This is a genomic window from Snodgrassella communis, from assembly GCF_914768045.1.
Taxonomy (GTDB): Bacteria; Pseudomonadota; Gammaproteobacteria; order Burkholderiales; family Neisseriaceae; genus Snodgrassella; species Snodgrassella communis.
On record NZ_CAJZCD010000009.1, the window covers coordinates 1 to 13,720 of the forward strand.

The following is a 13,720-nucleotide window of genomic DNA, read 5'->3' on the forward strand; positions in this document are numbered from 1 at the left end:
ATTCACTGCGCGATTTTCCTTGCTGATAAAGTTTAACCATTTGTGCTTTGAAATCAGCACTAAAAGAGCGTCGTGCGCGTTTTTGTTGATTCATCATTTTTTCCTTTTTAAAGTTAAGTTTACCTTACCCCCTAAAAAAAGTTGTATGAATTAGTGTAGCCTATCCACATATATATTTTTTGCTAAAAATATGCTTCGTATTTAACACGTGGAATACCTGTTAATCGAACCACATGCGTAATATTTGAATAAGTGAAACCGCATATTTAAATACCTGCAGACTTATTTTTTTAGAAATCTGTATAGCCAAAAACTTAAGTTATTTTTATCTACTATTAATTGTCTACTATGTGAATAATGATTTTTATCTAATGCATGTTGCTGACTCGGATGATCGACTGGTGAAGAGTTTATCAACTCATACATTGAGTAAACAATACCAAGATTTTCTGTTACATTTGTAAATCTGTGAGGATATTTATACTTAATTGGCTCTATCGCACAGGTATAAGCATATGGACCTGTAATTCTTAACACTGCGCGTTTCCCCACCCCATGCAACCATGGATTATATACTTGTAAGTTCCCCAACACATAATTTAAAACCTGACGTAAAAATGGATGACCTGCAGCAGATAAAATAGTCCATTGAATATCTTCCTGATAATTTAAGCGTGCCAGCTCTTTAGGCTGATGTACTTGATTGTACCAGTGTGATAGTATAAACACATCATCTTGCTTTAAAACACTATCTAAAGGCTGAGTTAACGTTGTTTTGATATCTAAGTAAACTCCTCCTCTTTTATATATCAGTAAATAGCGAAACAGGTCTGCTCGTGCTGGACCTAATTCAGGCGAAATAGATAAGTATACTTCTAATATTTCTTTCCCATACTCTTGCCGTATAAATTCTTCAACTGCTTTGTCATCAAAAAAATGATATTTCCACTTGGGATTCAACTCACAGATATGATCAATATTTTCATACCATTCAGGCTTAAGGCTGTCCCAATCCTTATAAGTTTGATAGATCACTTTTGGAATAGCTTTTCCTTGTGCTATGATGGGCAGACTTAGAGTGTGCAGCCCTTTATTTAAACCAATTTGATATTTTTTCAACGACATAATAAGTAAGTAGTACAATCTAGCAAGGTAAAGATTATAGCTTTGTTCACTTTTTAAGCTTAATAGATTTATAAAATTAAACGATTAGAAAACTAAATTTATATTTCATAAATTTAATTATGCATTAAACTTTTTACTCATAATTGATTCAACATCGTTTGAAATCATCTTCCAAGCGCTCTATATCATCTTCTCCGGTATATTCACCCACTTGAGCTTCAATTAGTACAACGGGTATTTTGCCATCATTGGCCAAACGATGTACCTCCCCCATACGTATATATGTACTCTCATTAGGACGAACAAAATATGAATCATCACCAATGGTGACTGTAGCAGTTCCAGAGACCACTATCCAATGTTCGCTTCTATGCCAATGGCGCTGCAATGATAAACGCTTTCCGGGTTTAACTTCGATGCGTTTGATTTTGTATCCATCAACATCCTCTAAAACTGTATAACTACCCCATGGCCTATACATGGTTTTATGCTCTAGTAAAAGCTTTTTATTATTTTTCTCTAATTTATTTATTAGTTGTTTAACTTTTTGTGAAGAACCTTTATTAGCTATCAGCAATGCATCAGGTGTGTCAACAATTATACAATCATTTATATCTATCGTAGCAATGGCACGATCATGGCCGAGAATCAGATTATTATGACTATTTAACCCAATATAATGCTGATCAGTTGTGTTGCCCTGCTCATCTTTAGGTAGGATTTGATCTAATGCATCGAAACATCCTAAGTCTGACCAGCCAAATTGAGCGGGGATCATTTTTATTATGTTCGACTTTTCCAAAACTGCATAATCAATACTATTTTCTGGAATATTCTGCATATATTCCAAGGAAATCTGATTAACATTATCCTTACGCTCTGCGTTTTTCGATGCCAAAACACACGCATCTAATATTTCTGGGGCATATATCGATAATTCTTTTAAGAAAACACCAGCTTTAAAGCAAAATATTCCGGCATTCCAATAAAATTTTCCTGACGAAATATACTGCAACGCCGTTTGGACATTTGGTTTTTCGTGGAACTTGGTGACATCCAATATTTCATTCTTATTACCATTATCACACTCAATATAACCGTAACCCGTTTCAGGAGATGTAGGTGTTACACCTATGGTTACTAAAAAGCCTCTCTCTGCTGTATCTTGAGCTTTTTGCAAAACAGCCTGATAATTTTGTTGTTGGGTAATTAAATGATCCGATGGGGTAACCAGCACTATATCGTCTTCATTTAAATCCAGACAGGCCAAGGCAATAGCTGGAGCGGTATTTCGGCCTATAGGTTCAATTAAGAACTGACTATTATCTATACCGTTAAGATGACTTAATTGCTCTTTTGATAGAAAATATTGATCTTGATTCGTTATTAAATAGAATTGATCACACAATTCTTTGTTATAACATACCGTTTTTTGAAACAGTGACTGTCCTTCAATTAAAGGAATATATTGTTTTGGCTGAGCATTTCTGCTGATTGGCCATAGGCGTGTGCCTTGCCCACCACAAAGTATGATGTTAATCATTATTAAAACCGTTATTTTGCATAAATTTTAGATAGAGATTACCATATATTATACTGAAACGAACGACATAAAGATTCTTATTCTTAGATAATTTTACAATGATAAAATAGTAATCCTTTAGATTAGTTAATCTTATAATATTTCTTTAACTTTTAAATCCGCAGAATATGAAATTTTTAATAACTGGAGGAGCCGGTTTCATTGGTTCCGCTATGATTCGTTTTCTGATCAATCGAACTGATCATTGTGTTTTAAACATAGATAAACTTACTTACGCAGGAAATTTAAATTCATTATCAGATGTGGTCAATTGTCCACGTTATCAATTTTCCGCTACAGATATTTGCAATCAAACCACATTAACAAATTTGTTTAATGAGTTCAAACCTAATATTGTAATGCATTTCGCCGCTGAAACTCATGTAGATCGTTCTATTGACACACCTTCATTATTTATTAAAACAAATATAGTCGGCACTTTCACTTTACTTGAAGTGATTCGTAACTATTTCCATCAGCTCAGTCATACTGATCAACAAAATTTCCGTTTTCATCATATCTCGACCGATGAAGTTTATGGAGATTTACAACACACTATGTCCCCATGCACAGAGTTATCTGCATATTCTCCAAGTTCTCCTTATTCAGCCAGCAAAGCCAGTGCTGATCATTTGGTAAGAGCATGGAATCGGACATATGATTTACCAGTTGTTATTTCTCATTGCACAAATAATTTTGGTCCTTATCAACATCCTGAGAAATTGATCCCTCTAACTATATTAAATGCACTAAATCATAAACCTATTCCAGTCTACGGCAATGGAAAACAGGTTCGTGATTGGCTATATGTTACGGATCATGTAGACGCATTATATGCTGTTGCAAACAGTGGGCGGATTGGAGAGACCTACCATATTGGTGGATATAACGAGTATCAGAATATCGAAGTCATTCATACTATATGTGACATATTATCCCAAATAAAATCAGAAAATTATACGAATCTGATTACTTATACTACTGATCGTCAGGGGCATGATTTTCGCTATGCCTTGGATACATCTAAAATTAAAAGTGAGTTAAACTGGAGGCCTAAAGAAACATTTCATTCTGGTTTGTATAAAACAATTACTTGGTACCTGAATAATCAACAATGGATTAAAAGCTTATCTCACAAATAAATACTATATGAGCAGATTCAAGGAAATTAAACTTTTACTCAAACTTCGATATAATATATTGTAAAATATGAAAAATTATACATTACAGTACTAGATTTATTTAAAATTAATAGATATATATTATAGTTATTCATTATTTATAAAGTTTATATTCCATGTTATTACCCATGCCCCCTCGAAAAGGTATCGTTATTGCTGGAGGTATAGGATCAAGGCTTTATCCCGTTACTATAGCTGTATCAAAACAGCTGCTTCCTATCTATGATAAGCCTATGGTTTATTATCCACTTTCTGTTTTGATGCTAGCCTATATTCGCGATATTTTAATTATTACAACTCCTTGTGATTTACCTAATTTTAAAAAATTATTTGGTGATGGCAGTCAATTTGGTATCAAGATTAGTTACCAAACACAACCTTCTCCCGATGGCTTGGCTCAAGCATTCATTCTGGCAGAGGATTTTATTGATAATGATAATGTGACTATGATATTAGGTGATAATATTTTCTACGGACAAAATTTTCGCCAACAGTTAAACGTAGCTTATAAACGGCAAATCGGTGCTACTGTTTTTGGGTATTATGTTAATGATCCTGAAAGATTTGGCATAATTGAATTTGATCATGACAGAAATATATTGTCACTTGAAGAAAAACCAGTTAAACCAAAGTCTAATTATGCAGTCACTGGTTTATATTTTTACGACAATCAAGTTGTTGAAATAGCAAAAGAAATCACCCCTTCTACACGAAAAGAACTAGAAATAACTGATATCAATAATATTTATTTGAAACAGCAACAGTTAAATGTTGAATTATTAGATCGTGGTTTTACTTGGATGGACACGGGAACTCACAAATCTTTAATTGAAGCAAATCAGTTTGTGCAGAGAACTGAAAACCAAAAAGATTTAAAAATAGCTTGTCTTGAAGAAATCGCTTTTAATAATGGATGGATTAGTGCTGATCAATTGTATGAACGTGGTCAATTCTTATCTAAAACTAACTATGGACAATATTTATTGCGAATTCACACTGAATATTATAAGAAAGACCTACTGTGAATGTGATCGACACACCCATTCTAGGCTTATTAATCGTTGAGCCACTGGTATTGAACGATGAGCGCGGCTGGTTTATGGAAAGCTTTAATAAAAACCAGTTTGAGCAGGCTTTGCAAGAGCGTAATCTGCCTTGCCCTATTTTTGTTCAGGACAATCACTCTTTATCGCACAAAGGTGTGATACGGGGTTTGCATTATCAAATAGCACCACATGAACAAGGTAAACTAGTTCGTGTTGTTCAGGGGAGGGTTTGGGATGTAGCAGTTGATATACGCCCACACTCCCATACATTTGGCAAATGGTATGGAATTGAACTTTCTGCAACTAACCGTCGACAATTCTGGATACCAGCAGGTTTTGCCCACGGTTTTATCGCCATGGAAAATAATACTCAATTTTTATATAAAACAACTGATTTTTATTCCAAAGATTGTGAGCGCACACTGCTCTGGAATGACCCTGAACTAGCTATTTCTTGGCCTATAAGCTCAGATATGGTAGTTAGTCAGGCACGTAAAGATGCTCAGGCTCCAAATTTTGCACATTTTAAAAATAATCTATAGCTAGTTTTTAAAACCTTGTTAAAAATATTATTGCTTGCGCTTTCTTTTTTTAATCACGATATAGATTAAGTATTTAAATTAAATTTAAAAAAGATAAATTGGCTGAGAAAGCTGATTTATATGGATTGTCAAATTCCAATTTTTAAATACGTTTCTGTAAAGATACGACCATGATATTATTGCTTTCTTTGTATTAGTTTTTTGGTATTATTTCATTATGGCAGCTGTTACTTTCACTATCTGGCTGATTTGGATTATTGCACTTATATTGGTTTCATCTGTTATCTATTTAATATCGCACCAAAAATTATTGCAAGAACGTCAGGCTGGGCACATGCGTCTGTCGCAGGCAACAAATGAAATGGTTCGTATTCAAACGGAAGCAAATAATTTACAACAAATTAATCAGAATATTGAAATTGAGCTGAACCACTGCCGTGAGGAGTTACAGCTTGTTCACAAGCGTTTGAGTGCTGCTGAAGCAGTTAATACTCAATTAATCAATGTTCAAGATACATTACAGCAGGAGCGACAGCAATATCGGTCGATCTCAGAACAATTCCAGATTCTTTCGACTAAACTGGCTACAGCAGAACAACAGTTGCAAAACTGGCAGTTGCACGGTGAGGAATGGCGTTTGCGTGAAGAAAAATATATGCAGGTTCAGGAGGAACTGAATCATGTCCGTGTAGAAAATAGTCGTCTGGCTTCACAGCTACAGCATGAACGTGAGGCATATGAAGAAAAATTTGTACTTTTAAATGAAGCTCGTACCAGTCTCAGTGACCAGTTTAAATCACTGGCTAATGATATTCTGGAAGAGAAGAGTAAACGCTTCAGTGAGCAGAATCAGGCCAGTCTTAGCCAATTGCTGAATCCTTTACACGAACGTATGCAAGGATTTAGTCAGCTGGTGCAAAATACCTATGAAAAAGAAGCTAAAGAGCGGACTACTCTGGAAACTGAGCTGAAACACTTACAGCAGTTGAATGCACAATTGCATTATGATGCCAAAGCACTTACTGATGCGTTGTCTGGTACCCAAAATAAGAATCAGGGTAACTGGGGCGAAATGATTCTGGAAAAGGTATTGGAAAATTCTGGTTTGCACAAGGGGCGGGAATATGTTTTACAGGCTTCTTCTACTGTTATTGATGAGTTTGGCCGCCAACGTCGCTTGCAACCGGATGTACTGGTAAATTTACCAGAAAATAAACAGATAGTTATTGATGCTAAAACATCGCTTACTGCTTATGTGCGCTATACTCAGGCAACTGATGCCAGCAGTGCTGACAAGGCTTTAGCCGCACACATTCAGTCGGTACGTCAGCACATCAAAGAGCTGTCGGCCAAATGCTATGATGAAATTGATGGGCTAAATACGCTGGATTTTGTGTTTATGTTTATTCCGGTTGAACCAGCCTATTTACTTGCGCTACAACAGGATAATCAGCTGTTTGATGACTGCTTTCAAAAGCGGATTATGCTGGTTGGTCCCAGTACTTTACTGGCTACACTACGTACAATTGCTCATATCTGGCGTAGTGAACAACAAAATCAGAATGCTTTGACTATCGCAAAGGAAGGCGGCAGGTTGTATGACAAATTTGTTGGCTTTGTAAATACTCTGGAAGGTGTGGGTAAAAATCTGGATCAGGCACAAGGACAATTTCAGAAAGCCATGGGACAATTGGTAAGTGGTCGTGGAAATCTGGTGAGTAAAGCCAATAAATTGCGTCAACTGGGTGTGCAAAGCAGTAAAAATTTGCCTGAACACTATCAATGTCTGGAAGAGGACGAAGAAGAATTACCTGTGGCCACTACAGATTCTCTCTGATTAGGCCCTACCAATTCAATAGTTAATTATCTGTTGTACATCGATGACTTGGATAGCACCTTATGTAAGCCATGAGTACATGTTGCTTTATGCGATTTCAAACTGGCGTACAATAACGAGTTCATTACTAGTCTGTTTTCTTTTTTAACAATTTGTGCCAATTGCATAAGAGCTGAGATTTATGCAGGTTTTTCGGGCATATGTGATTTGCTGGTGGATTATATCTGTATGACTCAGAATAATACTCAATTAACTACATCTTTATGGCATAAAATTTTCAGTCGCCATATGCTGATTTGTGTATTTACCGGTTTCAGTTCCGGCCTACCGTTATATTTTCTGATTAATCTGGTACCGGCGTGGCTGCGTAATGAAGGTGTAGATCTAACTACTATTGGTCTGTTTTCAATCGTTGGTTTACCTTTTACTTGGAAGTTTTTATGGTCACCATTGATGGATGCGCTTTATTTTCCATGGCTGGGAAGACGACGTAGCTGGATGTTTATCACACAGGTTGCTCTATTGCTGGCGCTGCTGGGTTATATGGTGCTTAATCCACAGCAGAACATGACGGCGATTAAGATTTTGTCTTTGTTTGTGGCTTTTTTTGCTGCCAGTCAGGATATTGTATTGGATGCTTTCCGGCGTGAAATATTACAGGATAATGAGCTTGGGCTGGGTAATGCGATTCATGTTAATTCCTATCGTATTGCGGCACTGGTTCCGGGCTCTTTAGCACTCATTCTGGCCGATATATATCCATGGCCAACGGTATTTGCTATTACAGCATTATTTATGTTGCCCGGGATGTTGGTGACTCTCTTTCTGGCTCATGAACCAAAGCTACCTGTACTGACATCTAAGTCTTTTAAACAGACTGTTATTGATCCTTTTGAGGAGTTTTTTGCCCGTAAAGGCGTTAAAAGCGCTTTGCTGGTACTATTTTTTATTTTCCTATATAAACTTGGTGACAGTATGGCTACTGCGCTGGCTACACCCTTTTATCTGGATATGGGCTTTAGTAAGAAAGATATTGGTCTGATTGCCAAAAATGCTGGTTTATGGCCAACGATTATTGCTGGAATTCTGGGTGGTATCTGGATGATTAAGCTGGGCATTAATCGTGCTTTATGGTTATTTGGGCTGGTACAGGTTTTTTCTATTCTGGGTTTTGCCTGGCTGGCTAGTCAGGGACCCTTTACAGTTATCGGTACAAAACAGCTGTTGATACTGGCTGCTGTTATTGGATTTGAGGCTGTTGGTGTAGGTTTGGGTACGGCTGCTTTTGTGGCTTATATGGCGCGGGAAACCAATCCCGCCTTTACGGCGACACAACTGGCGCTGTTTACTAGTCTTGCTGCAGTACCAAGAACCTTGATTAACGCAACTACAGGCTATTTGGTTAACTGGTTAGGCTATGTGAGTTTTTTCTGGTTATGTTTTTTTCTAGCCTTACCAGGTATGCTGTTATTGTTGAAAGTTGCGCCATGGAATAAAAGGCTAATCAATGTTTGAATGTTTATTACCCATGATTTGATGATAAGAAATTTACTACACATTTGTCTGTAATCAACTAAGCATGTAGTTATTTTCTAATATTTAAATTTAAGTTCCTTGCAAATAAGTGGTGGTATGATTAACGCAAAAATGGATTATATTCTTTTTCATGACCAATCGTAGTCATAAATCCATGCCCCGGCAAAACTCGGGTTTCATCGGGCAAGGTAAACAATTTACTCTGAATGCCATGAATTAAATCAGCATGATTCCCACCTGGGAAATCAGTACGGCCAATGGATTCCCGAAATAAAACATCGCCAGCAATCAGCAGGCTATTCGCCTGACTGTAGAATACAACGTGACCGGGAGTATGCCCGGGTATGTGATAGACAACAAATGTGTGTTCACCAACAGTTAACTTATCACCATCCTGTAACCAGTGAGTAGGTGTAAACGGCTGACTAAGAGGAAAGCCATAATTAGTGGTAACCTCCGGTAATGCCTGCAACCAGTAATCGTCTGCCTGATGTGGCCCCCATACTGGAACAGCGTGCTGGGCAGTTAAATCTGTCACCCCACCAGCATGATCAAGGTGTCCGTGTGTTAACCAGATGGCCTGTAATTTGAGCTGGTACTTGTCTACCTCACTCAATAAACGTTCGGCTTCACCACCGACATCTGTCAATATTGCCTCTTTGCTAACATCATCCCATAGTAGTGCCGCATTCTGTTGAAACGGGGTTACGGGTATAACTCTCATCTGTAAAGCCATTTTTTTCCTTTATTTTGCTACCCATTTATAATAACAGGGCTTTACTTAAAAAATACATACTCATGAATAATAGTAAACAGGCAAAACATTTTTTCAGCATAGCGGGTGAAAGCCGGTGTGCTACTTTTGCTCCCTGTCTAGCCGTGATAAAGCTCATTATACTGATGCCAATAAATGCATAAATATGGACATAACCAATGGTATGAGCTATATGGATTTGTTCATGCGCACCAAAAAACATAAAACCTAAAGCACCTGTAACTGCAATTGGCAGACCACAGGCAGCAGAAGTACCAACAGCCTGTTGCATAGTTAGCCCGCTGCGACTCAGATAAGGTACGGTTAAGCTGCCGCCACCAATACCAAATAAGGCGGAAGCTATGCCGATAATGGCACCTGCGAACCAGTGCCAGTATGGATTAATTGATTGTCCCTGCTGTAAATTGCTTTTTGTCTGGGCACTGTAAAACATGTTGATTCCAACGAGCAAGGAAAAAATACCAATAATCAGTTGCAGCTTCTGACCTGACAAGGCATCAGCAATAGCAGCACCACCAAATGAGCCTAGTATAAGCCCGGGAGTTAATTGCCCTACTACCAGCCACAATACTGCATGGTTTTTATTATGAGCCAGTATAGAACTGATGGAAGTAACCATGATGGTAGCCAGAGATGTTCCCAGAGCCAGATGCATACTTACCGCTTCTCCATAACCGGATTGCATAAAGACAATATACAGAACAGGTACCACAATTAATCCACCGCCAACCCCAAACAGGCCGGCGGCAAAACCTGCTACAGTACCTATTAATAAATAAGTAAGCAGTTCCATAGATAAGTCGATTAAACGATAATGCTGGTATGCGCTAGTGGCTAAATTAAAATTGCATTACTTCTGAAAGATAATGGCCTAATTTTAATGGCGGAAGTGACGCACGCCGGTTATTACCATGGCAATATCATGCTCATTGGCAGCAGTAATTACTTCTTCATCACGTACAGAACCGCCCGGCTGGATAATAGCCTTAATACCTTGCGCAGCAATCACATCGACCCCGTCTCTAAACGGAAAAAATGCATCTGAAGCAGCACAGGCACCAGCAAGTTCAAAGCCTGCATCTTGAGCTTTACGCGCAGCTATTCGCGTTGAATCAACCCGGCTCATTTGCCCGGCACCTATTCCGTAGGTTTGTCCACCCTTGCCAAATACAATTGCATTAGATTTCACGTATTTGGCTACTTTCCATACGAATAGTAAGTCCTGCATTTCCTGCTCTGTGGGTGTACGCCTTGTTACAACCTTTAATTGATTCATTTCTATCTGATGATTATCTGTAGTCTGTACCAGCAAACCACCGCCAACACGTTTTAATTCAAACTGATTTGCTCCGCCTGACAAAGAAATTTCCAGTACACGCACATTCTTTTTGGCCGCTATGATGGCTTTTGCTTCGGCAGTAAATTTTGGAGCCATTAGTACTTCAAGAAACTGGCCGGTAACGGCCTCTACTGTTGCGGCATCTACTTCGCAATTAAAAGCAATAATACCGCCAAAAGCGCTGGTAGTATCTGTAGCAAATGCCAGCCGATATGCAGTTAAGGTATCAGCAGCAACTGCCACCCCACACGGATTAGCATGTTTTACAATGACACAGGCAGGCTGGGTAAAAGATTTAACAGCTTCCCATGCAGCATCAGCATCAGCAATATTGTTATACGATAATTCTTTTCCCTGTAGTTGCTGATAATTAGCCAGACTACCAGCGGCCGGTTGTAAATCACGATAAAAGGCAGCCTGCTGATGCGGATTTTCGCCATAGCGTAAATCCTGTACTTTTAGCCAGCTTTGATTATATTGTTGTGGGAAAGTATGTAAATTCGGTTGCCCAGCCAAATTTTTGTCATCAACACTCGTCAGATAATTGGCAATCATGCCATCGTATTGAGCAGTGTGCGCAAAAGCTTTTCGAGCCAAGCTAAAACGGGTCTGTGCTGACAGGCAACCATGTTGCTTTAACTCGGTAATAATTGCTACATAATCATTACAATCTGTAACAATGACCACATCTCGCCAGTTCTTAGCGGCAGAGCGCACCATGGACGGGCCACCAATGTCAATATTCTCGATAGCATCTTCTAATGTACAATCCGGCTTCGCCACTGTTGCAGCAAATGGATACAGATTCACACATACAAGATCTATGGTACCGATATCATGCTTGGCCATTTGTGCCTTGTGTTCAGGGCAGTCGCGCCGTCCTAGAATCCCACCATGAATTTTTGGATGTAATGTCTTTACCCGCCCATCCAGCATCTCTGGAAAGCCGGTATAGTCGGCCACTTCAGTTACTGCGATACCTGCATTGGCCAATAAACTAGCTGTTCCTCCTGTTGAGAGTAATTCGACACCCAATTGCGTTAGCTGATGTGCAAAATCAATCACACCGGTTTTGTCTGACACACTCAACAGTGCCCGTTTGATTACAGCCATGGTTTTTCCCTTAAAATACAAATATTACTGATTCAATCCAACAAATGATATTGCGTTAATTTTTTACGTAGTGTATTGCGGTTCAAACCCAGAATCTGTGCTGCACGAGTTTGATTATGCTCACAAACCTCCATCACACAACGTAATAGCGGTAGTTCCATCTGCTGCAACACCATATCATAGACCGCGCAAGGTGTTTCACCATCCAGATCAGCAAAATACTGTCTTATATTTGCCTCTATACATTGTGCGATACTAACTTTAGGTGTTCCACTCATTTACATTTTCCTTATATGGCAGGGAAAACTGTTTACAGCTACCGATAGGCACACGGCCATGCGGTTAATTGTGCAACCTGCCTGTCTAAAAAGTCATTCACCAGTTGTAACTGCATTTGCGCATTATCTACTGTATTAATGTGCCTGCGAAAATGCTCACCTTCCGGTAATGCAGCTACATACCACCCAATATGCTTACGGGCAATACGTACACCCATAACCATGCCATAAAAATCATGCATGGCAACAATATGACGTGTTATCACTTGAGCATGCTCAGCCACAGTCAGCGAAGGTGGCAAACGACCATACTTATGGTAATGCACAAGGTCACGAAACAGCCATGGTTGCCCCTGAGCTGCACGTCCAATCATTACACCATCCGCACCAGTGTCCTGCCATACTCTTAATGCTTTTTGCGGACTGGTAATATCCCCATTAACCCACACTGGCAGGTTTACCTGCTGTCGTACCTGTGAAATCAAATCATAACTGGCCTCTCCACGATACATTTGTGTACGTGTACGGCCATGTATTGCAAGAGCAGTAATTCCTGCCTGTTCTGCTATCTGTGCAATAGTCAAAATGTTGCGATGCTCATCATCCCAGCCAAGACGTGTTTTAAGGGTTACCGGTACATCAACAGCATCGACAACTGCCTGTAAAATTGCTTCAACCAGCGATTCATTTTGTAGTAAAGCACTGCCTGCCAGCGCATTACATACTTTTTTTGCCGGACAACCCATATTGATATCAATAACCGCTGCACCACGGGCTACATTATAGCGTGCCACATCTGCCAACTGCTTCGGATCACTACCGGCAATCTGCACCACCCTGATACCATTCTCACCCTCATAATTCACTCGCTGTAAAGTCTTGCGTGTTTGCTGCAATTGCGGATTACTGGTAATCATTTCACTCACAGCCCAGCCTGCACCAAACTCACGACATAGCTGGCGAAATGGTTTATCAGTTATTCCTGCCATGGGTGCTAAGGCAAAAGGAGAAACAAGCTGATAACAACCAATATGCATAACAAATAAAAAAGATAAGGGGAAAACAATAGCCGGATATGACCATTGTACAATTTTTAGGCAGGTACTCCAAACGCAAATACCATCATTTACTAAAAAAATTGATTATAGTAGTACATAATCCAAACTAAACTGAAATAGCTTCCGCCTTTTATCGTTCAATATTAAGACAGTATAGCGTAGTACAATGATTTCGTTTCAATTCTGGAACAATACAACTGAATAAATTTCTTGAATAATCGGAAAAGCACTAGCAATAAACTATGCCTAATACTTACCTGTAAAATCTGCCAGCCATCTGCAAACACATGATTTAATATTGAAACAAA

At 38.8% G+C, this 13,720-nt stretch carries 11 protein-coding genes and 1 pseudogene; 5 read left to right on the forward strand and 7 right to left on the reverse strand.

Going from position 1 to position 13,720, the window contains the following annotated elements:
• Window positions 1-282: 282 nt before the first annotated feature.
• On the reverse strand, window positions 283-1,125 hold the full coding sequence (locus MJ761_RS08715; RefSeq protein WP_093092371.1) for a glycosyltransferase family 32 protein: 843 nt from the start codon (window positions 1,123-1,125) through the stop codon (window positions 283-285).
• Between the two features lie 148 nt (window positions 1,126-1,273).
• Window positions 1,274-2,668, reverse strand: a complete 1,395-nt coding sequence (locus MJ761_RS08720) for a mannose-1-phosphate guanylyltransferase/mannose-6-phosphate isomerase (protein ID WP_093092373.1) — start codon at window positions 2,666-2,668, stop codon at window positions 1,274-1,276.
• Between the two features lie 167 nt (window positions 2,669-2,835).
• Between MJ761_RS08720 and rfbB the strand changes: the two genes are divergently transcribed.
• The 5 genes and pseudogenes from rfbB (at window position 2,836) to MJ761_RS08745 (ending at window position 8,828) form a co-directional block, all read left to right on the forward strand.
• Window positions 2,836-3,849, forward strand: coding sequence for a dTDP-glucose 4,6-dehydratase (gene rfbB / locus MJ761_RS08725; protein ID WP_093092375.1), 1,014 nt, complete (start codon window positions 2,836-2,838; stop codon window positions 3,847-3,849).
• Window positions 3,850-4,004: 155 nt separating this feature from the next.
• Window positions 4,005-4,913: a glucose-1-phosphate thymidylyltransferase RfbA gene (rfbA, locus tag MJ761_RS08730; protein WP_239392906.1), complete on the forward strand. Its 909-nt coding sequence runs from the start codon at window positions 4,005-4,007 to the stop codon at window positions 4,911-4,913.
• Window positions 4,910-5,476 (forward strand): dTDP-4-dehydrorhamnose 3,5-epimerase, encoded by a 567-nt coding sequence (gene rfbC, locus MJ761_RS08735; protein ID WP_093092377.1) that lies wholly within the window; start codon window positions 4,910-4,912, stop codon window positions 5,474-5,476. Before rfbA ends, rfbC begins: the two co-directional genes overlap by 4 nt.
• A 334-nt stretch (window positions 5,477-5,810) precedes the next feature.
• Window positions 5,811-7,244: pseudogene (locus tag MJ761_RS08740) on the forward strand (DNA recombination protein RmuC); the annotation flags it as partial.
• Window positions 7,245-7,541: 297 nt separating this feature from the next.
• Window positions 7,542-8,828 carry an AmpG family muropeptide MFS transporter gene (locus tag MJ761_RS08745; protein ID WP_093092381.1) on the forward strand — a complete coding sequence of 429 codons (1,287 nt, stop codon included), beginning with the start codon at window positions 7,542-7,544 and terminating at the stop codon, window positions 8,826-8,828.
• Window positions 8,829-8,949: 121 nt separating this feature from the next.
• On the opposite strand, the gene MJ761_RS08750 is transcribed toward MJ761_RS08745, so the two are convergent.
• The 5 genes from MJ761_RS08750 to dusB all read right to left on the reverse strand — a co-directional run bounded on the left by MJ761_RS08750 (window position 8,950) and on the right by dusB (window position 13,391).
• Window positions 8,950-9,585, reverse strand: a complete 636-nt coding sequence (locus MJ761_RS08750; RefSeq protein WP_093092383.1) for an MBL fold metallo-hydrolase — start codon at window positions 9,583-9,585, stop codon at window positions 8,950-8,952.
• Window positions 9,586-9,610: 25 nt separating this feature from the next.
• Complete coding sequence (locus MJ761_RS08755) at window positions 9,611-10,417, reverse strand: sulfite exporter TauE/SafE family protein (RefSeq protein WP_093092385.1); 807 nt, start codon at window positions 10,415-10,417, stop codon at window positions 9,611-9,613.
• An 84-nt stretch (window positions 10,418-10,501) separates the two neighbouring features.
• The gene (purH, locus tag MJ761_RS08760; protein WP_093092387.1) at window positions 10,502-12,076 is read right to left on the reverse strand and encodes a bifunctional phosphoribosylaminoimidazolecarboxamide formyltransferase/IMP cyclohydrolase; all 1,575 of its coding nucleotides are present in this window, start codon (window positions 12,074-12,076) and stop codon (window positions 10,502-10,504) included.
• 32 nt (window positions 12,077-12,108) lie between these two features.
• A complete protein-coding gene (locus tag MJ761_RS08765) occupies window positions 12,109-12,354 on the reverse strand; it encodes a helix-turn-helix domain-containing protein (protein ID WP_037407002.1) in 246 nt (81 codons plus the stop codon).
• A 38-nt stretch (window positions 12,355-12,392) separates the two neighbouring features.
• Entirely contained in the window at window positions 12,393-13,391 is a 999-nt protein-coding gene (gene dusB / locus MJ761_RS08770; protein ID WP_093092389.1) for a tRNA dihydrouridine synthase DusB, read from the reverse strand.
• Window positions 13,392-13,720: the final 329 nt, after the last annotated feature.

What these genes read in the sequence shown, in the direction of transcription:
- MJ761_RS08715 (WP_093092371.1), bottom strand. Translation starts at nt 1,125, where the DNA reads ATGTCGTTGAAAAAATATCAAATTGGTTTAAATAAAGGGCTGCACACT.
- MJ761_RS08720 (WP_093092373.1), bottom strand. Translation starts at nt 2,668, where the DNA reads ATGATTAACATCATACTTTGTGGTGGGCAAGGCACACGCCTATGGCCA.
- rfbB (WP_093092375.1), top strand. Translation starts at nt 2,836, where the DNA reads ATGAAATTTTTAATAACTGGAGGAGCCGGTTTCATTGGTTCCGCTATG.
- rfbA (WP_239392906.1), top strand. Translation starts at nt 4,005, where the DNA reads ATGTTATTACCCATGCCCCCTCGAAAAGGTATCGTTATTGCTGGAGGT.
- MJ761_RS08745 (WP_093092381.1), top strand. Translation starts at nt 7,542, where the DNA reads ATGACTCAGAATAATACTCAATTAACTACATCTTTATGGCATAAAATT.
- MJ761_RS08750 (WP_093092383.1), bottom strand. Translation starts at nt 9,585, where the DNA reads ATGGCTTTACAGATGAGAGTTATACCCGTAACCCCGTTTCAACAGAAT.
- MJ761_RS08755 (WP_093092385.1), bottom strand. Translation starts at nt 10,417, where the DNA reads ATGGAACTGCTTACTTATTTATTAATAGGTACTGTAGCAGGTTTTGCC.
- purH (WP_093092387.1), bottom strand. Translation starts at nt 12,076, where the DNA reads ATGGCTGTAATCAAACGGGCACTGTTGAGTGTGTCAGACAAAACCGGT.
- MJ761_RS08765 (WP_037407002.1), bottom strand. Translation starts at nt 12,354, where the DNA reads ATGAGTGGAACACCTAAAGTTAGTATCGCACAATGTATAGAGGCAAAT.
- dusB (WP_093092389.1), bottom strand. Translation starts at nt 13,391, where the DNA reads ATGCATATTGGTTGTTATCAGCTTGTTTCTCCTTTTGCCTTAGCACCC.